This window comes from Plantibacter sp. RU18 (assembly GCF_050613355.1).
GTDB lineage: Bacteria > Actinomycetota > Actinomycetes > Actinomycetales > Microbacteriaceae > Plantibacter.
The window spans coordinates 778,101-796,059 of record NZ_CP159618.1; the positions used below are offsets into that span (position 1 = coordinate 778,101).

Annotated in this window: 15 protein-coding genes, 3 pseudogenes and 1 other annotated feature; of the genes and pseudogenes, 10 read left to right on the forward strand and 8 right to left on the reverse strand. The window is 65.1% G+C overall.

Features of this window, described 5'->3' with window-relative positions:
• Positions 1-158: 158 nt before the first annotated feature.
• Positions 159-1,150 (reverse strand): annotated as a pseudogene (locus tag ABMA10_RS03690) (IS481 family transposase).
• A gap of 705 nt (positions 1,151-1,855) precedes the next feature.
• Here ABMA10_RS03690 and ABMA10_RS03695 point away from each other — a divergent pair.
• Both ABMA10_RS03695 and ABMA10_RS03700 read left to right on the forward strand, forming a co-directional pair.
• Complete coding sequence (locus ABMA10_RS03695; protein WP_431031192.1) at positions 1,856-2,056, forward strand: LPXTG cell wall anchor domain-containing protein; 201 nt, start codon at positions 1,856-1,858, stop codon at positions 2,054-2,056.
• Positions 2,057-2,220: 164 nt separating this feature from the next.
• The gene (locus ABMA10_RS03700) at positions 2,221-2,652 is read left to right on the forward strand and encodes a MepB family protein (protein WP_431031193.1); all 432 of its coding nucleotides are present in this window, start codon (positions 2,221-2,223) and stop codon (positions 2,650-2,652) included.
• On the opposite strand, the pseudogene ABMA10_RS03705 reads toward ABMA10_RS03700, so the two are convergent.
• Positions 2,640-3,534: pseudogene (locus ABMA10_RS03705) on the reverse strand (IS5 family transposase). The gene ABMA10_RS03700 and the pseudogene ABMA10_RS03705 sit on opposite strands and share 13 nt — an antisense overlap.
• 137 nt (positions 3,535-3,671) lie before the next feature.
• Between ABMA10_RS03705 and ABMA10_RS03710 the strand changes: the two are divergent.
• A complete protein-coding gene (locus ABMA10_RS03710; RefSeq protein ID WP_431031194.1) occupies positions 3,672-4,265 on the forward strand; it encodes a DUF937 domain-containing protein in 594 nt (197 codons plus the stop codon).
• Between the two features lie 547 nt (positions 4,266-4,812).
• Here ABMA10_RS03710 and ABMA10_RS03715 read toward each other — a convergent pair.
• A pseudogene (locus ABMA10_RS03715) lies at positions 4,813-5,397 on the reverse strand (recombinase family protein); the annotation flags it as partial.
• 236 nt (positions 5,398-5,633) lie between these two features.
• Between ABMA10_RS03715 and ABMA10_RS03720 the strand changes: the two are divergent.
• The gene (locus ABMA10_RS03720) at positions 5,634-5,912 is read left to right on the forward strand and encodes a hypothetical protein (protein ID WP_431031195.1); all 279 of its coding nucleotides are present in this window, start codon (positions 5,634-5,636) and stop codon (positions 5,910-5,912) included.
• Complete coding sequence (locus ABMA10_RS03725; protein WP_431031196.1) at positions 5,909-6,265, forward strand: hypothetical protein; 357 nt, start codon at positions 5,909-5,911, stop codon at positions 6,263-6,265. The genes ABMA10_RS03720 and ABMA10_RS03725 overlap by 4 nt, the downstream gene beginning before the upstream one ends.
• Before the next feature lie 249 nt (positions 6,266-6,514).
• Here ABMA10_RS03725 and ABMA10_RS03730 read toward each other — a convergent pair whose 3' ends face one another.
• Positions 6,515-6,643, reverse strand: a complete 129-nt coding sequence (locus tag ABMA10_RS03730; RefSeq protein WP_431031197.1) for a hypothetical protein — start codon at positions 6,641-6,643, stop codon at positions 6,515-6,517.
• A gap of 804 nt (positions 6,644-7,447) precedes the next feature.
• On the opposite strand from ABMA10_RS03730, the gene ABMA10_RS03735 reads away from it, so the two are divergent.
• The 3 genes from ABMA10_RS03735 (at position 7,448) to ABMA10_RS03745 (ending at position 9,423) form a co-directional block, all read left to right on the forward strand.
• Positions 7,448-7,831 (forward strand): DUF3846 domain-containing protein, encoded by a 384-nt coding sequence (locus ABMA10_RS03735; RefSeq protein ID WP_431031198.1) that lies wholly within the window; start codon positions 7,448-7,450, stop codon positions 7,829-7,831.
• 103 nt (positions 7,832-7,934) lie between these two features.
• Positions 7,935-8,198, forward strand: coding sequence for a hypothetical protein (locus tag ABMA10_RS03740; RefSeq protein ID WP_431031199.1), 264 nt, complete (start codon positions 7,935-7,937; stop codon positions 8,196-8,198).
• Between the two features lie 5 nt (positions 8,199-8,203).
• Positions 8,204-9,423 (forward strand): IS3 family transposase gene (locus ABMA10_RS03745; protein ID WP_431030710.1). Its coding sequence is split into 2 segments (ribosomal slippage): positions 8,204-8,483 and positions 8,483-9,423, totalling 1,221 coding nucleotides; the frame shifts between segments, so codons are not numbered across the junction.
• Positions 8,482-8,595, forward strand: a sequence feature (AL1L pseudoknot). It overlaps the preceding gene by 114 nt.
• Here the strand turns inward: ABMA10_RS03745 and ABMA10_RS03750 are convergent.
• Together ABMA10_RS03750 and ABMA10_RS03755 are read right to left on the reverse strand one after the other, a co-directional pair.
• Entirely contained in the window at positions 9,401-9,781 is a 381-nt protein-coding gene (locus ABMA10_RS03750; RefSeq protein WP_431031200.1) for a hypothetical protein, read from the reverse strand. The genes ABMA10_RS03745 and ABMA10_RS03750 overlap by 23 nt on opposite strands.
• Positions 9,782-9,792: 11 nt before the next feature.
• Positions 9,793-10,167: a hypothetical protein gene (locus ABMA10_RS03755; RefSeq protein WP_431031201.1), complete on the reverse strand. Its 375-nt coding sequence runs from the start codon at positions 10,165-10,167 to the stop codon at positions 9,793-9,795.
• Positions 10,168-10,649: 482 nt separating this feature from the next.
• Between ABMA10_RS03755 and mobF the strand changes: the two genes are divergently transcribed.
• Together mobF and ABMA10_RS03765 are read left to right on the forward strand one after the other, a co-directional pair.
• Complete coding sequence (gene mobF, locus ABMA10_RS03760) at positions 10,650-14,633, forward strand: MobF family relaxase (protein WP_431031202.1); 3,984 nt, start codon at positions 10,650-10,652, stop codon at positions 14,631-14,633.
• A 33-nt stretch (positions 14,634-14,666) separates the two neighbouring features.
• Complete coding sequence (locus ABMA10_RS03765) at positions 14,667-14,981, forward strand: hypothetical protein (protein WP_431031203.1); 315 nt, start codon at positions 14,667-14,669, stop codon at positions 14,979-14,981.
• A gap of 91 nt (positions 14,982-15,072) precedes the next feature.
• Here the strand turns inward: ABMA10_RS03765 and ABMA10_RS03770 are convergent, their stop codons facing one another.
• Positions 15,073-15,804: a hypothetical protein gene (locus tag ABMA10_RS03770; protein WP_431031204.1), complete on the reverse strand. Its 732-nt coding sequence runs from the start codon at positions 15,802-15,804 to the stop codon at positions 15,073-15,075.
• Positions 15,801-17,489 carry a type IV secretory system conjugative DNA transfer family protein gene (locus ABMA10_RS03775; protein WP_431031205.1) on the reverse strand — a complete coding sequence of 563 codons (1,689 nt, stop codon included), beginning with the start codon at positions 17,487-17,489 and terminating at the stop codon, positions 15,801-15,803. Before ABMA10_RS03775 ends, ABMA10_RS03770 begins: the two co-directional genes overlap by 4 nt.
• Between the last annotated feature and the right edge of the window lie 470 nt (positions 17,490-17,959).

Below are 17,959 nucleotides of genomic sequence, written 5' to 3' on the forward strand. Positions count from 1 at the left end.
ACACGTAGTCGTCTACGCACAACGGTCTGCTCGTGCGTCCTCGACGGGTGCAGAGCCTGTTCGGGTCGTTGGGGAAGGGAAACGCCATGACGCATGTAGAGGTAGGACGCAGGAAGCGAGTGCTCTTTACCGTGGGAATTCTTGCTGCCACCGCGGGGCTAGATGTACTGCCCAGACAGGTTGGTTAATCGGGTGATGGGTGGGAGTTTGCCTGTGGCGGTGTGGGGCCTGTGGTGATTGTAGTGATGGAGCCAGGCTGGGAGGGCGTTGCGGCGGGCTGATTCGGTGTTGTAGTGCTGGGAGAATGCCCAGCCGTCGGCGAGGGTGCGGTGGAAACGTTCGATCTTGCCGTTGATCTGTGGCCGGTAGGGGCGGGTCTTCTTCGGGGTGATACCGAGTTCCGCGCAGGCGTCTCGCCAAGCATGCGATTTGTAGGCAGAACCGTTGTCCGAGAGCACTCGTTCGACTCGAATGCCGCGGGCGGCGAACCAGGATGTTGCGCGGCGGAGGACCCCGATCGCGGTGACGGCTTTCTCGTCGTCGTGGATCTCCGCATAGGCGACGCGGGAGTGGTCATCGATGACGGTGTGCACGAACGCGGTGCCGATCTTTGGGCCGCGGTGGACGTTGCGTGGTTTCCTGGGGTCGCTGCTCGGTTCTTGTCGCCCTGTGGTCGGTCGACGAATCGCCAACCGCCGCCGTCAGGGACGTTGCCGAGTTTCTTCACGTCAACATGGATCATCGACCCGGGATACTCGTGCTCGTAACGACGCACGATCTCACCGGTCCGGACGTCGATGTGGTGCAGCCTGTTGACGCGGCAGCGCACCAGAACCGCGTGAACGGTCGACGCGGGCATGCCCAGTTGCCCGCCGATCCCGACCGGACCAAGGCGTTTGCGCCACCGCAACGCCACGATCTTCTTCACCACCGCCTGGCTGGTGCGGTTCGGGGAGCGATGCGGGCGCGAGGACCGATCCTGCATGCCCTCGACCCCCATCGCCGCGTATCGGTCGGCCCACCGCTTCGCGGTCGGCCACGCAACATGGAAGTACACGGCCGCGTGACGCACCGGCCAACCCTCATCAACGCTCAGACGCGCGATGCGCAATCGTTGGCGTGGCGTCAGAGCAGCATTAACGTGGGACATCGAGGACCTCCTCGTTCGGAACGGAACCTAAGCAGCTCCACTCCAACGCAGGAGGTCCTCTTCATCTCTCAACGACTACAGCGAGTCGTCACAACTCAACCAACGTCCCCGAGCAGTACAGCTAGAGGAGCTCTCGCTTCGGGTCGAGTAACTCCCAGGAGAGACTCAGAATCCCTAAATGGTGCATCGGACAGGGGCAAGATCAGCGATGGTGAGACCATTGCGGTTGCAAGGCACCCGGCGCCGAGGGTAGACCAGATGGACAGAATGCGGAGGCGCCAGCAGTTGCTTTCGCTGATCGGATCTCAACTTGGGGTCCGTGCAACATGATCGGAATGTCTCAATGAAGAAACGGATCATCCTCGGCTCGCTCCTTCTTTCCGCTGGGCTCGTCGCCGGTGTAACCACCCCAGCTAGCGCACAGTGGGGGGAATCAACCGCCACCAACTGCACATCATCGACCGGGTGCTACGTGCAGGACGGGAAGCCGGTGAAGACGATGGTCGGGCCAACGTTGACTGGACAAGAGCGAGCCTGGCAGACGGAGTGCAATCTGCGAATGGCAGGCACCGCCCTCGCAGGAGCGGGGGGTATCATGTCAGCCAACTGGCTCGCGGTGCTTGGTGCCGGCGCAAACGGAGGGGCCGCTCTGGTCGGACCGTGTAAGTCGCTGTGGAACTCGACCGAACGCTACAGGAGCTGAACATGAACGGAAAGACTCTCATCCAGGTCCTCATCGGCCTCATTGGTCTCGTCCTCACAATCTGGTCTTTGACACAACTACATGTCGACGTCACGCTCAGTGTGATCGGTGCGATCGGTGGCCTGCTCATCGTCATCGGAGCCGTGTGGACCGTTATTCGAGACAGAACACGAGCTCGCGCCTCGGGAACAACGGCAAGCTGAGAGCTTTGTAACAGATGTAAGTGTGGATGATCGCCTTCGCGTTCACGCTTACGAGGCTCGCAGGCACTCCTCCGCGCACTTCCCGAAGTATCCCTAGGCCGCGTTGCTAAAGGTGGTTGGCGCCTTCGCCCTGAGCTGATAGCTCGGCAAGATAGCGTGGCTGCATGCAGTTCAACGCGTTCGCGGTCTACTCGGCGGGGGTTGGCGTGACCGCTGAAGTCATCCCCGAGACCCAGAACAGCGACTACGAGTCCGGGATTGTCCAGATAGGCGAAGAAGCTTGGCATATCCGGACTGCGCGGAACACTCCGACCAAGCCGGGGGCCCTCGTTGCGTTCTGGCAACGGGATGCGAAGGGGAACACAGCGCCGTTCAGTGATGACGATCCCGCTGCGGGGCTGCTTGTTTTTATGGAGCAGCATGATCGGCGCGGGGTGTTTCGGTTCACCAGCGCGCACCTCACAGCGCTCGGCATCACGTCAGGAAGGCGGCCAGGCAAACGTGGGTTCCGGGTATATCCGAGCTGGTGCGGGGGCTTGAATGCCCAGGCCACGACCACGCAACGCGCTCAAACGTCCGCGTTTCAAGAGTTCTGAGCTCGGGTCGTGCTGGTGAGCCAGTGGAGGGTCGCGGCGAGGCAGAGTCCGGCGTGGTAGTTGCGGGCGGTCTTGTCGGAGCGCATCGCGATCCCGCGCCATTGCTTGAGCTTGTTGAAGCACCGCTCGACGACGTTGCGGCCGCGGTAGCGGGCCTGCTGCTGGCCACCGAAGTCGATCGGGCGTCCGCGGCGCTTGCGTCGGTGGGCTATCTGATCGTCGCGTTCTGGGATCGTCGCGGCGATCCCGCGCTCGCGCAGCCAAGCACGGTTCGCCTTGGACGGGTAGCCCTTGTCCGCCAGCAGCCGGTCTGGCCTCGACCTCGGTCTGCCTCGCGCGCCCGGGACGCGGATCTCGTTCAGCGTCGCGGTCAGCATGCTGGTGTCCGCTGCTTGACCGGGGGTGAGGATGAACGCGAGGGCCCTGCCCTTCCCGTCGCAGACCAGGTGGTTCTTCGTCGTCAAACCGCCGCGGGAGCGGCCGATCGCATGATCGGGCGGCTCGTCACCGAACTTCTTGTAGTTCGATGAAGCCCCCTGTGGTGCGCGGAAATATCGCGCCGTGCTGGTGCACGCGAACGATTGTGGAGTCGATCGACGCAACCCAATCCAGGTCCCCGGACTGCTGCGCAAGCGACTGCGTCTTCTCCAGCACCCGCACCCACACGCCCTGCTCGGACCATCGGTTGAAGTTCTTGTAGATCGTGTTCCAGTTCCCGAACCGCTCCGGCACGTCCCGCCACGGCGCCCCGGTCCGGAACCGCCACGCCGTCGCCTCGACCACCGTGCGCCGATCCACCGGAGGCCGCCCCGTCGACTTCGCAGCCGGGAACAGCGGGCCGATCACCGCCCACGCTTCATCAGAGATCACATCACGCGACACGAGGACAAGATTCGCCCACGCGGCACCCGAAGGTGTTCAGCAACACGGCCTAGTCGAACCGAGCCTGAGAGGACTGCGTGGGGTACCCTGACGATGTTTGGTGGCGTGTCGATGCGTCGTCAGGAAATGAGGGTGTTGTGAGCAGTCTGGAAGATCTCATCGCGCAGTTGCCGATCGGCGACATCGCCAAGCAGCTCGGCGTGGACTCGGGGACGGCGGAGGCCGCGGTCAAGCAAGCCCTGCCCGCGCTCATTGGCGGTCTGGAGGCGAACGCCAAGGAGGGCGGCGCCGATTCGATCGCGAAAGCGGTCGAGCAGCACGGGACCGCGCTGGTCGACGGCGGCGTCTCGCTCGCCGATGTCGATACGGCCGACGGCGAGAAGATCGTCAATCATGTGTTCGGCGATAAGAAGCAGGACGTCGTCGCTGCACTCGGCAACGCACAGCCGGCGGCGGCAGCGAGTCCCATCAGCGGCGATCTCATCGGCAAGCTCCTCCCGATGCTCGCCCCGGTGGTCATGAGCTTCCTCGCGAAGCAGTTCCAGGGGAAGCAGGAACCGGTGACCTCCAACGCGGCAGCGCAGCCTGCTTCCGGTGGCGGCATCGGTGATGTCCTAGGCGGCCTGATTGGGGGTCTCGCTGGTGGGGGCAATACGTCCAACTCATCAGGCGGCATGGGTGACATCTTGGGATCCCTCGGTGGGCTCTTCGGAGGCGGCACCAAGAAGTAGCCGGTCAGGCCCCGCGTGCGAGGCATCGCTTTGACGCGTTGCGCTAATAAGGTTGCAGGGGCATCAAGTTCAGCTGGGATGGCGCGGGCCTCGATTGATGCCCGTGCTCTCCCAACCCCGCAACGCGCGCTAACGCGCCGCGGCGATACGGGGTCTGAATAACAGCGGGCTACTGTCGATTCGGTTGGCTCGTTGACATGCCCATGGTGGGGTTACCCATGTGAGGATCGGGATTGTTCGGAGAGGCTCGGCCCCTGCCAGGAGCCTTCCCAGCGAGTTCCGGAAACGAGCCGTCGTGCTCGTCCGAGCCGGCAATCCTGTCACCACCGCTGCGGTCGAGCTTGATATTCAGTGCGGCTGCGATCCGTAATCGGTTCAAGCAGGGATCGCGGCAGCAGTAGCGCGACATCTTGCGTTAGGCGTCAGGTCGCGACGGAGTGTTCGCCTTGTTGAGAAGCACGTCGTACTGCTGCAAGTTGGGCAGCGGGCGACTGTCAGTGGGTAGGGCGGCGAGAAGCGCGTCTCGGTGTGTGAGGGCAGTTATGCGGGCCTGTTGGTGTCGGTAAAGCGTTGCACGGCTCCAGCCGACGAGCGCAGCGGCTTCTGCAGCGGTGCGTCCGCGGTTGCGGGCGTCAGCGACGAGGGCAAGCTTCTCGGCGATGATGTCGGGATTCACGGGTGGGCGCCCGAACCGAGTGCCAGACTCGCGCGCTGCAGCGATGCCGGCGCCCACGCGTTCGGCGATGAGCTCGCGTTCGTACTCGGCAAGAGTGGCGAGCATGTGGAGCATCAGCCGGCCCGTTGATGTCGCGGGGTCGATGCCGTCGGAGAGCGATCGCACGTGGATTCCGCGGCCGCGTAGGAGCTCGACGGTGTTCAGGACGTCGATGAGGGAGCGGCCGAGTCGGTCGATGCGCCACACGATCACAGTGTCGCCGGCCTCCGCGTACTCGAGCAGCTTCGTCATGCCGGGGCGGGAGGTCGCGGCCCTGCTACCCGAGGTCACGTCTGCGAACGCGTCGCGCTTCTGCACGCCGGCGGCGAGGAGGGCGTCGAGCCGCAGTTGTGCGTCTTGGCTGGCGGTGCTGACTCTGGTGTACCCGATCTGCCTCTTTGCCTCAGCATGTCTCAGAAACCCATCTGAGTGCTGCTGAGACACGCGCGACTGTGAGACGACTTTCTAAGACGTTCACTCGTTGGGGAGATCCGCAAATTTCCGCGGCGCCGGTTGTCGGCCAGGACCGCCGACGTGGTGCCTTGTAAACCTATCCCTTTTCGAGACGTGCCGTTTGTGGCTACGGCGGAGCAATTGCGCGGCCGTAGTTATTTGGCTTACTTTTATGGCTCATTTTATGGTATGCTGAGTACATGGCGCCGGCGTGGACAAACTCAGCAAGTAAACACGGTGTCGATCGCCGAGACGCGATGTATGCGCTCGTGTACCCGAACTATGTGCGCGACATCGAGGACAACGGTGATGGCACGGTGAACCGTTTGTACATTGGTCCGGAGCATGCGCAGACGACGCGGGAGCTTGAGGTGATCGTTCGCGTTGCAGTTGACGGGTCGGGGCGAGAAGCGGTCATCTTTCACGTGATGCAGTTGGGGCCGGCTATCCGGCGTTTCAGGGAGGAGAACCCAGAATGAGCGAGAAGAACATCGACTATGACGCGCTGAGTGATCGCTATGCGGATCCCGCGACGGTGATTATCCCGGTCGGGCCTGCGCGAACGGGTGAGGCCGCGGCGGCGGCGGGTCGGGAGTTCGCGATCGCCGAGTATGGTTCGGTCGAGGCGATGGAGCGGGAGATTCGCCGCGGTCGCCCTCGGATCGGTGCTGAGCCCGAGCGTGCGGCGACGGCGCGTACGGTGCGGGCGACGTTGTCGGACCGTGATTGGGAAGCGTTCGAGCAGCTGCGCGCCCAGAAGGGTGCCCGACAGGCGGAGCTTGTTCGCGAGGCCGTGCACCGGTATCTCGTTGAGCATCGTGCGGCGAGCTGAGTAGCTGCCGCAGAGGCGACAACGCTGTAGTGCTGGCTCGCACACCGACGCCGGGCGTCGGCTTGTCCCGCTCGGCATGCGCCGGCGTCGCCAGTAGAGCGCGAGGACGGAGTGGTCCGCGTTGTGAAGCTCAGCCAGTTACAGACCGAAGCTAGAAACCGCCAGGGCGACGGTTTCCGCAGCGAACCCGTGAATGAGCAGCGCCACGGCGGCGACGACGGTCCCAGCGGCCAGCAGGGCGCTCGAGGCCTACCGCGTCCGGGCTGGGGTGTCTACCGCGACGAAGCGCGGGTTCATCCGGAGCCCGCCAGTGATCAAGCCCGCGCCGACCAGGAGGAACACGACGACCGGCAGGTATGCGGACATGGATTCGATCATTGGTGGCTCCAATTCCTCGTGAAGGTCATGCTGCCAGGTACCCGTTTCGAATGCCAGGCGCCCGATGCCCCTGAGCGGCCACAGACGGAGCTCCAACACTCGAAGCGCGGCCGGCTCGTCTACGAACCGCCGGGGTGGACGTCCCGCTGAGCTACTCCGGCTGGTCGACCACGCGTACCGAAAGCACGCGGTGATCCGCCGGCACCAGCGCTCCGAGCGCAGCGCGCGTGCTCGGCCGGTGCTTGTTCGAGCACCGCGGTGCGGAGCTCGTCGACGCCGATCCCGGCGCCCTCAACGGTCACGGTGGCGGACGGGCGGACGATCGCTTGGAGTTTCTACCCAGTCAGCCTGGGAGCTGCCACCGGCGCCACCTGCAGGGGCGTTCGGGGATCCCGCGGGACGTTGTCCTGCTCGAGGTACTCGATCGTGTCGGTTGAGTGGTGCCGGCGGGCCGGCGCTGTCTGACCAATGAGGAGCCGGCGTTGCCGGCGCTGCGCTTGACACTCCCGTCCCTTCGGGCCGGGAGTGTTCCCTGTCTGACGTGGTGCGCCGTTCTGTCTCTGCGATCGTAGCTGCGCTCGTGCGCTGCGCACCTTCCGGTCGCTTTTTGCAGACTCCGCCCTCCGCAAGCTCCGGGCTGCGCTTAGCAACCGCTCCCTGCAGGTGCTCCGCTTTCTCCCTTCGCTATCTCTCTACGTGCCAGAACGGCTCCCCACCTCAGAAAGGGAAAACAACGAGGGGGTGGGGGTTCAGAGACGGGTCGGCTCATCGAGCCCGGCCCACGAAACGAGATTGGAAACACCCATGCTCACAGGTATCAAGATCACCCTCGACGGTCTGATGGAGGCCGTGGAAATCGAGGACGGTAACCACGTCTCCGGTATCCAGAACGCGATCGACGCCCGCTTCTATGACGTGGTGTCGATCCGTGACGGCCTCGACCTGTTCGTCGACGATGAAGGCGTGTACACGTCGCGGTTGAACCCGGTGCTGACCGGGATTGCGCAGTCGTTCGGGTACGCCGGGGTGCTGTTCGGTGAAGGCGTGTTCTTCGCCGTGAATCCGGCCGAGGGCAGCACGCACAGCCTGAACACGGTGCAGATCGCGACCCTCGCATCCCGGTGGGTGGACGCAGCGAGTAGCAGGCACACGCCGGTCGCTGCTGGCCTGGCGTTCCTCGCCCACTAGCAGCGCCCGCAACACCCCGCAGTAACGACAAAGGCCGGGGTCGGTGACACTCGTAATGTCACCGTTCCCGGCCTGGTCACCACTTTACAAGGAAGGCAACACCATGACCAAGACCACCACCAAGACCACGCCGCAGGCCACAGGACAGGCCGTGCCCGCGTCTGCGACGGTCGAGCTCATCGACCCGGCGACCGCTGTGATCGATGACAACATTCGCACGATCGTTCACCTCGACCCGGCGTTCGTCGCGCAGATCACGTCCGAAGGGGTCCGCGTGCCGGTCCTCGCCAGGCGTGACGACGACGGGATCGTTCGGGTGTGTCTTGCCCTTGGTTTGATGGAGACTCTGATCGTCCTGAAAGGATGAGGAGTATGCCAGCTTTGAGGAAGTACCCGGCGGAATTGAGAGAGCGTGCAGTGCGCCTTGTGTTCGAGGCGCGTGATGCGGATGGGGGCCGCCGTGGTGTGTGTACCAGGATCGGCCGGCAGCTTGGTGTCCCGTCGGACACATTGCGTGGCTGGGTCCAGCGCGCCGAGGTCGATGGGGGTCTGCGTTCGGGGACGTCCACTGATACTGCGGTTCGCCTGGTCGAGGTGGAGCGTGAGGTGAGGGAGTTGCGGCGGGCGAACGCGATTTTGCGGAGCGCGTCGGCTTTCTTCGCGGCGGAGCTCGACCGCCCACACAGCAGATGATCGCCTACATCGATGAACACAAGGAAGAGTTCGGGGTCGAGCCGATCTGCAGGGAACTGCCGATTGCCCCGCAGACGTACTATGCCGCGCGGTCTCGGCCGCCCTCGCAGCGGTCCGTCAGTGACGAGGACACCGTGGTGAAGGTCCGTGCCGTGCACCAAGCGAACTATGGCGTCTATGGCGTCCGGAAGGTCCATGCGCAGCTGCGTCGCGACGGCCACCGGGTGGCCAGGTGCACGATCGAGCGGCTCATGCGTCGGGAGGGTCTCCGCGGGATCTCGCGGGCCAAGGGGCCACGCACGACGATCCCTGGGCCATTCACGGATCGTCCGGGGGACCTCGTTGACCGACGGTTCACCGCACCGGCACCGGACTGCCTCTGGGTTGCGGACATCACCTACATTCGGACGTTCTCCGGCTGGGTGTATGCCGCGTTCGTATTGGACGTGTTCTCCCGCCGGATCGTGGGCTGGCAGCTCTCCACAACCATGCACACCGAGCTTGCCCTCGATGCTCTCGAGATGGGCATCTGGACGCGGCAGCGTGCCGGCCGGGACCTGTCACAACTTGTCCACCACTCGGATCGCGGAGTCCAATATCGTGCCGTGCGCTACACCGACCGCCTCGCTGAGGCAGAAGCAGTCGCCTCGGTTGGGTCCAAGGGCGACAGCTACGACAACGCGATGGCCGAGGCGCTGAACTCTCTATTCAAGGCCGAACTGATCCGCAACCTCGGCCCGTGGAAGGGGATCGACGAGCTCGAGATCGCGGTCGCGGAATACATCGACTGGTACAACCACCGCCGACTCCACGGCGAGATCGGACACATCCCACCCGTCGAAGCCGAGAACAACTTCTACACGCAACTGCCCACCATCACCGTGATGGAACGGGTCTAACCGAGCCTCTACCAAACCCGGGGCTTGACAGGCCGATGGAATCCGCGATCGACCCATCCGGGTTCACCGCACCATCACCATGGTCGATGTTCCTCAGCGACGACTCCCCCATCGCCGTCATCACTGCGATCTGCTGCGCCCGCACGGGCAGCTCCATCTTCGTTGCCGCGTTCATCACGTGGCCCGCGTTGCGCAACTGCTCCATCCCGTACCCCGCGACACTCGCGTCCGGCGGAATCGACGCCACATTCAACAGCCCCACCCCCGCGCACGCACCACCGCCACCGATCGACGCCACAAGCATGATCGACAACACCAACGGCAACAGCCCAGCCAACACACCCGCGAGCACCTTCATCAGCTACCCCGTCACTCCGAAACATCCTCAACGGCCGCAGACGGTGCGCCGTCCGTGACTGTGCCACTGGCGACCGCCCGGCGCAGCTCCGCTGCCGAACACCCCAGCCTCGCGCGAACCTCCGCCGGGGGGACCCCTAGCGCCAGCATCTGACGAACCAGAGCATCACCGGCCTCCACGGAGACCGCTGCCGCTTGCTCCGCCTTCCGCTCCGCCGCCGCGACCTCACGGTCGCGCACCTCGAACACCCTCGCGATGTGATCGGCGGCTGTGAAGAACTCGACCGCCACCGCCACCGCCTCCAAGGACCGCTCCCGCTCCCGGAACGCGGCCGCGGCCGCACGTGCCCGCTCTCTCGCCGAAACCATCCGCGTCGTGCTCCCCATAACCCGCTCCTTCCAACCAACAACACCCAGCAGCATGCCCGGAAACAGCAACACCGAACCGCATTTTTCGGACACACTTCGCGACCTCGCCCGCCGCCTGCACCCCACCATCGCCCTACCGGCCACCCGGGACCGGCCGTCGCGAAATTGGACCCTGGGGGTGCTCGACGGCGAGCACCCCGTGCGGGGCTGACCCCGGCGGGTGGTCGGCATCGACTCGCGAGCGAGTCTCAACCACCCACCCGCTCCATCGAGCCTTCGTCGATGCAGGTCAGTGTTCTCAGCTGCTTTGCTCCGTTCACTCGCTTCGCTCCCTCTTCCCGCATTTTCTCGTTGCCCTCGAAAACCACCACCTGAGAACGACACACATAGGGCATTAGTAATGAACGAGGTAGTGTCAGTGACATGCAACCGAACCGCAAGCCGTCGTCAGACGTGTTTGCGCTGCGCGAATGTGCCGCCGATGCTGCTGGACGCCACGCATGATGACCGCTGCGGTGTTGTCCGCTGGCGACGGGTACAAGTACTACACCGAGTCCATCGCGACCGGTGATGTGCAGCGTGCTCCCGGTACCGAACTCACCGACTATTACACTGTCGACGGCAACCCGCCCGGCGTGTGGATCGGTGGCGGCATCGACCTGCTCGGGGTGTCTGGGCAGGTGTCCGAGGCGCAAATGCGGGCCTTGTTCGGCGAAGGGCTGCACCCCGACGCGGACGCGATCACCGCGCGCATGGTCGAGGACGGTGCGACCGAGCCGGAGATCGCGGAGGCCATCAAGCTCGGCCGGGCGTACTACCAGTACGGTGCGAAGGACTCCACCCTGGCAACCCGGGTGGCGCATGAACGGGCGGAGTTCGAGCGGATCAACGCACGCACCCCGGACCGTGACGAACTCCGGCAGATTCGCATGCGCGAGGGTGCGATCGTGTTCCGCGACGTCCACAACCGTGCCCCGGTCGATCAGGCGGAGCTTGGGAAGTATGTGGTCAACGCGATGAAGCCCGCGCAGCATGCGGTCGCCGGTGTTGACCTCACCTTCTCGGCCCCGAAGTCGTTCTCGTTGCTCTGGGCGCTCAGCGACCCAAGTGACGCGCGAAAGCTTGAACAGATCCACGAGGGTGCGATCGAAGACACGATTCGGTACCTGCAGGAGGAGGCTCTCGCGACTCGTGCTGGCGTGAACGGGGCGCGGCAAATCGACGTGCAGGGCGGCATCGTCGCGACCCGGTTCCGGCACCACGAGTCCCGCACCGGCGACGTCCACCTACACGATCACGTCGTCGTCGCCAACAAGGTCCAAGGCGATGACGGGAAGTGGCGGAGCCTGGACTCCAAGCTGCTGCTCCGGATGAAAGTGTCCGCCTCCGAGTACTACACGATGCGGCTCTTCGACCGGGCAGACGAGGCCGGATACGGTGCACGGGAGAGGGTCATGGTCGCCGGGAAGCTCCCCCAACTGGAACTCGCCGGCATCAGCGACGACCTCATCAGCCTGCACTCCACCCGCAGCCAGAGCATCAAGCACGCCACCGAAACGCTGATCGCGCAGTACCACTCCGAGCACGGCCGCTCCCCCGGCCAAGCAGCCCGCATCAAGCTCTCCGCCCAAGCCTGGCAAGAGACCAGACCCGCCAAAGCGAAGCCCAGATCTATCAGCGCACTGCGTGCCGCTGTGCGCACGAAAACCCTCACCAAGCACATCGCCGCCGACCTCGACTCGATCGTGAAGTGGGCCAAAGCTCTCTCCCCGATCCGTCAAGCCACGGACCGGGCGAAAGCGCCGATCGATGCGCACGATGCTGCCCGGCAGATCATGGGCAACGTGGAAACGGTCCGTTCCACCTGGGGTGAACACCATGTGCGCGCCGAGGTCACCCGGTGGACCTCCGCTCACCGATACCGCCGCTTCACCCTCACCGACGCAGGCACGGCCCGCCCGGTGACCAGGCAGAAACTGCAACGCTTCCTCCTGCGCACCACCCTGCAACTGGACTCCATCCGCGTCACCCCAGAGCACATCCACGGGAAATTCCAACCCCTCACCCGTCAGAGCGACGGGGAATCGTTCTACGTCTCCAAAGGCCGCACCCTCTACACCTCCACCCGCGTCCTCGAAGCCGAGAACCGTCTCCTACAGGCGGCGAAAACCACCGTGTCAGGCCCGGCCGCGGTCACCCCCGCACAGTTCGCCGCAGCGCTTGCCAAACACCCCAACACCGATGCGGCGCAGGTGCGACTTGCCCGCGAGTTCGTCACCAACCGCACCCAACTGCTCCTCGGTGTCGGCCCCGCCGGCGCCGGGAAAACCCGGTCCATGCGCCTCGCCGCGGCCGCCATGCAGGAGGCCGGCGGGCGCATGATCGGCCTGGCACCCTCGAAGCAGGCCGCCGGAGTATTCGCGAAGGACGTCGGCGTCGAAGCATTCACCATCGACGCGTTCCTCACCGCCCACCACCACGCCCAGCAGGACGGCACCGAGCCACCCGTCAAGTACCGCATCAGTGCCGGAGACCTGGTGGTCATCGACGAAGGAGCGATGGCGGGAACCCCTCAGCTGGACCCGGTGAACACCATCCTCGACGCCGTCGACGCCTACACCCGCCCCCTCGGCGACCACGCCCAACTCGCCGCCACGGGTGCCGGCGGGGCGTTCCGCCTCATCGTCAACGAGGTCGGCGCGGTGGAGCTGGAAACCATCTACCGCTTCACCAACCCCCACGAAGCAGCAGCATCAAAATTCCTCCGCGAATCCACTCCGTCAGCGGACCCGTTCGCCTGGTACAAGGACAACGGGCGCATCATCGCAGCACCCGCCGACCAGATCGTCGACGTCATCTACCGCGACTACCTCGCCGACCTCGCTGCCGGCCGTGAAACCATCATGGGGGCCCCGACCCGCGAGTACGTCGACGCTCTGAACTCCCGCGCCCAAGTCGACCGCATCGCCGCCGGCGCCGTCACCGGGCGCCGCAGCGTGCACCTCAACGACGGACAAGACGCCCACGTCGGCGACCGGGTGATGACACGTCTGAACCAACCCCGCCTCACGATGAACCAGGGCCGCGACAGCGTCGCCAACGGCGACCTCTACACCGTCACCGACGTCCACCGGGACGGGGCGTTGACCGTCACCCACGACCGTCACCACGGCACCATCCGGCTCCCCGCGGCCTACGTTCGCGACCACACGCACCTCGGCTACGCGTTCACCGCGCACCAAGAACAAGGCGACACCATCGGCGGGAAAAACACCGCCGGCATCCACGTGGAAGGCGTCTCCCGCGGCATTGTCACTGCGTCGACCGCGCGAGCGAACGCGTACGTGCTCGCCACCCGAGGCACCGACCTGAACGTCCTCTACGTCGAAGTGGAACCAGGCCAGCACCCGAACGACGTCCTGAAGACCATTGCCGGGAACGTCGACACGAACCTCGCCGCCCACGAGATGATCGACGTTGAGAGCACCCGTATGCTCGAGCTGAAACGCCTCGTCGAGGAACATGCCGACGTCGTCGTGCAAGCGAACGCGAAACGGTTCGAAGGCCTTGCCACCCGTGTCCTGGGCCCCGACCAAGCCGCCACTCTCACCCGCTCGGTTGGCTGGGAAGCCACCGCTGCAGGGCTCGCTCGAGCAGAACGGCAAGGCCTGTCCCCGGACACCATCCTTGAAACCGTTTGGAACGCCCGCGAGTACGGCACCGCCGATGACATCGGCATGGTCACCTCGTACCGCATCGAGAACAAACTCGAGGAGCTCGAGAGCAACGGTGCGATCGAACCGGTGAATCCCGGCGCCGACACGGGCCTGTTCGAATGGGCGGTCGACCGCCACACAGCAGCATCAGAAGACCTCCCCGAAGCGTGGCGCGACCACCTCACCGACCGCGCAACAGACATCGACGACCGCATGACGCTGCGCGGGGCGGCCCTCGTCATCGAACGCCCCGAGTGGACGCAACAGCTCGGCGACGTCCCCGCTGATCCCGGAAGGCATCAAGAATGGATGCGGCTCGCCGCCGAAGTCGAACTCTTCCGCGACACCTTCGGCATCCCACCCGAGGAACCCACTGCAATCCCTGAACGCTTCCGCGACACACCGCTCGGGAACACCCTCGCCGAACGGGTTACCGCGCTGCACAAATCCACCGCGCTGCGTGCCGCGCACGGGAACACAGCCACCGCCGACCCGCAACGTCAGCTGCAGAAGGTCACCGAGCTCGCCGGGAAGATCGAGCAACGCCGCCCACAAGCCGACGCCGAACACGCCGCCCGCACCCTCAACCCCGACCGGCGCACCGCCATGGCAAAGCAGATCGCCGCGATGCAAGCACGCGTCGACGCCACCGCCGCGAGAACGGCAGCGTCTGCCGAACGCCAACGCAAGGATCTCGCCCCTGATGAACCCAGCTACGACCCCACCGTGCAGGTGCCAGGCCGCACCATCCGCGGCCCCCGCCTGTAAAACACACGCACCCGCCAACACGATCGGAGCAGCATGAGCCCCACCCACGGCATCAGACCGGCCTCGCCCAAGCCTGCCGCGGACAGCACGCCAGATCGCACCGCCCAGGTGAGCGCAGCAGCGTCTGCGGCGCAGCAAACGCAGCACGCCCGCGCGGCGGCCGCCGTCCGTGATGCCGCACGCAAACGCGCCCTCGACGATCTCACCGAACGCGCTGAGCGTGCCCGCGAACGGACCATGCAGAGCCTGGAAATCACGCGAGCACAAACCGCCCCAAACCCCAGCGCCGACCTCGGCGGCCGCGATGCCCAGACGATCCAACCTTCCGGTCCTACTTTGCGGGCGTAGCGCCACCCCGCATGGCGCAATCAGGTGCCCGAACATGCCAGTGCCGTCTCCCCGTCTCCGGGAAGAGGGCACTGGCATGTTCGAGTCGGGCTCAGCGGCTCTCCGCCACCACCACATCTTGCGGCGCCCGCTCGACCGGTTCCTGCTGGTCGACGCGTACGGCGGATGTTGGCGTCAGGTCGGTGCGGAGGAACGCCGCGAAGCGGTCGTCGTCGCGGCGGGTGGGGCGTTGTTCGGGCCCGTCCCAGTTCGCGGCTGCTATCTCGGACGTGATCCCGAGCATGCTCAACCGTTGCAACGTCGGCCACAGGCAACGTTCATGCCATTCAACGAGCACGAACGAGGGTGCTGATGTTTTCCGCCGGTACGCGCTGGTGTGGGCGACCATCAGCGCCGTGAGGAGCTCGACCGCTACCGGGTGTCGGTACCAGTCGGCGGCGAATACGACGACGCGGGAGGACAGGTAGCGCAGGTAGCGGTCCTCCAACCATGCCACCCAGTCGTAGAGCTTCTTCCACAGCTTCTCCCGTTCCTGCCGGTTCAGCATGTGCCACGCCCACGGGCCGTCAGGGATCGCGGTGAGCATGTCGTTCAGCTCATCGATCTGCTGTTGCTGCCCGTCGATGGCTTCTTGCATGCCGGCCAGGAGGCCCATGATCGGTGCCAGCGGATCATCCGAGTCCGCCCACGGATCCGCACCTGCAACGCCATCGTCGACGGCACCCGTGGCGGGACCCACCCGCGCATGCTCGCCGTCCTGGTCTCCCTCTGGCGGGGCGCTGCCGTAGGGGTCTTCGGGGGCGTCGTCGGCGTCGTAGCTCATACGGTCGTCTTCTCTCTGAGGCTGTCGGTGTAGGCGTGTTGTTCGCCCTGAGCCCAACGCAACGCCGCTTCGTAATCGGCTTTGTGGGTGCTGCGCCACCAGGCGGGCAGGGTGATGATCGTTGCGCGGAGGTTGCGGTAAAACAGCAACGCTTTCCCGTCGCGCAGGGTGCGGATCTTGTCTGGTGACATGACCTGCGCGGCCCGGCCGCCACCGGTCTCGAGAATGCCGACGAGCTCGGAGAGGTCTCTCAGGTGCTCCGTGTTGCGCAGGCCCCCGAGGACCATCAACTCAGCCGCGTTATCGGCGATCGTCGAGGCGACGGACTTCCCGTACCGGTCGACGAACTGGGTCAGGCCCTGCAGCACGATTGACGCGATGATGCCCTCACCGCGCCCGGTGGACATGACGGCCGGCAGCGACGGGATCGGGCACACGTTCGCGGCCTCATCGAGCACGAGCTCGAGCGGCGGATTGATCGACCCGTTCACTGTGGCGTCGTTCGACGCGGTCGCATACAACGACTCCACCAACGCGGTGAACACGGTTGCTGCCAGGGACGTCTCGCCCTTGCAGATCAGATACAGGGTGTCGGTGCTGCGTGCAAAGGTGCGCACATCGACCACCCGGTCACCGGGGGTAGGGCAGACGGCATCGAGGATGCTCTCAAGCGAGAACGCCTTGAGGATATTGGACGCCGACATATCCATCGACGACACCGTCTCGTCTGCTTTGCCGTGGCAGTACTTCCGCAGCAACGGCTCCCAATGATGGATGGCACCAGGGGTGTCGAGGAGGATGTCATACGGGGTGCTGTCCTCGAAGTTGTTCACCCACCGCATCACATCCCGCATGTTCAACCCCTTCACCGCAGCCGCGTGCAGCATGCACTGCAACACGTTCGTCACGGCGTCTCGGAAGAAGTCGGAGTTCGTGGACGTGGCCCCGCCGGCGGGGCGGGCGGCGACGAGCGCTGCGGCACGTTTCATCGCCATCTCCCCGTCCTCACACCCGGCAACGATGTCCCACTTCACCCGGGCCATACCGAGCCGCCGCCCGAACCACGGCACCAGGTTTTCCGGGTCGAAGGCCGCGACCAATGAGTTCGGGAACCGCAGGTGCCGGATCCACGCGGTCAGCTGCAGCACGTCGAGCTTGGTTGATGACGTCACCAGCGCACCCCTCGCACGGAAGATCAGTTGCACGACCAGGCGCATCGTCTTCCCCGACCCGGACGGGGCGATGACGACCCGGCTGTCCTCGAGCAGGTCGGTGAACCAGCGCATCCCGAAGAACCCGAACCACCCCACCCGGCCGAGCGGTTCCGCGTGTAGTGCCGTCAACGGTTGTCGTTCCGGCTGCGACTTCCGCCAGATCGTGTATCGCAGCTGCAGGATCGACGCGCGCCCGGTTTGTCGGATACTCAACCCGCCGGCATCCAGCAGTACCAGCAGCAGGATCAGTGCGATGACGATTACGAACATGCACGTCACCGTCGACGACGGCCACGGTTCCCCGCGGATCAGCATCGTGACGAGCTCGGGCGTCGACCACGGGTAGGAGGCAACCGTCGTCGGGGTGAACACCGCACCCAGGTGCACGGCGGTGGGGATCCCGAACACGAGCAGCAACGCGATCGCCACCCAGGCGATGAGGACCCCGCTGAGCTGTCGTACCGCCGTCATGCGATTCTCCTATCTGACCGGCCGAAGCCGGGCGGGTATTGTCTGCGATGGTGCGGCATTTGAGCCGTACTCGTGGTGCGGTGAAAAAGGCGCTGTCCGACCCATCGGCTATCGTCGGGTGAAACGGCGATGTGGGGGAATGATGCGCATGGCTGGGCACCGCTTCGCGATTCGCATGGCGACAGGCGATCTTTGGGACGCCAACGATGTCGGTCCTCAGGAGAGGGACGGTCCGTGGAAGTGCCCGACATGCCCGTTGAGATTCAAAACGCATCGCATCATGTCCACGCGAGTTGATACGCATGGTGGTCCTCCGATTCCTGTGAGTGCCGCGTTCGTCCTCAAACGTGGGGACATGCACAAAAGCCAGAGCTGTTCCGGGTCGCGTAAGCCTCGTGAACTGGGCCAGACAGACGACGGCAGCCGTGCGCACATTCGCAAAGCCCTGGGGCTTCCGGGCCCTAACCCGA

Coding starts and splice junctions, on each gene's coding strand:
- ABMA10_RS03725 (WP_431031196.1), top strand. CDS start 5,909: ATGAGCGAGAAGAACATCGACTATGACGCGCTGAGTGATCGCTATGCG.
- ABMA10_RS03735 (WP_431031198.1), top strand. CDS start 7,448: ATGCTCACAGGTATCAAGATCACCCTCGACGGTCTGATGGAGGCCGTG.
- ABMA10_RS03775 (WP_431031205.1), bottom strand. CDS start 17,489: ATGACGGCGGTACGACAGCTCAGCGGGGTCCTCATCGCCTGGGTGGCG.
- ABMA10_RS03740 (WP_431031199.1), top strand. CDS start 7,935: ATGACCAAGACCACCACCAAGACCACGCCGCAGGCCACAGGACAGGCC.
- mobF (WP_431031202.1), top strand. CDS start 10,650: ATGATGACCGCTGCGGTGTTGTCCGCTGGCGACGGGTACAAGTACTAC.
- ABMA10_RS03695 (WP_431031192.1), top strand. CDS start 1,856: ATGAACGGAAAGACTCTCATCCAGGTCCTCATCGGCCTCATTGGTCTC.
- ABMA10_RS03765 (WP_431031203.1), top strand. CDS start 14,667: ATGAGCCCCACCCACGGCATCAGACCGGCCTCGCCCAAGCCTGCCGCG.
- ABMA10_RS03770 (WP_431031204.1), bottom strand. CDS start 15,804: ATGAGCTACGACGCCGACGACGCCCCCGAAGACCCCTACGGCAGCGCC.
- ABMA10_RS03755 (WP_431031201.1), bottom strand. CDS start 10,167: ATGGGGAGCACGACGCGGATGGTTTCGGCGAGAGAGCGGGCACGTGCG.
- ABMA10_RS03720 (WP_431031195.1), top strand. CDS start 5,634: ATGGCGCCGGCGTGGACAAACTCAGCAAGTAAACACGGTGTCGATCGC.
- ABMA10_RS03750 (WP_431031200.1), bottom strand. CDS start 9,781: ATGAAGGTGCTCGCGGGTGTGTTGGCTGGGCTGTTGCCGTTGGTGTTG.
- ABMA10_RS03700 (WP_431031193.1), top strand. CDS start 2,221: ATGCAGTTCAACGCGTTCGCGGTCTACTCGGCGGGGGTTGGCGTGACC.
- ABMA10_RS03730 (WP_431031197.1), bottom strand. CDS start 6,643: ATGATCGAATCCATGTCCGCATACCTGCCGGTCGTCGTGTTCCTCCTG.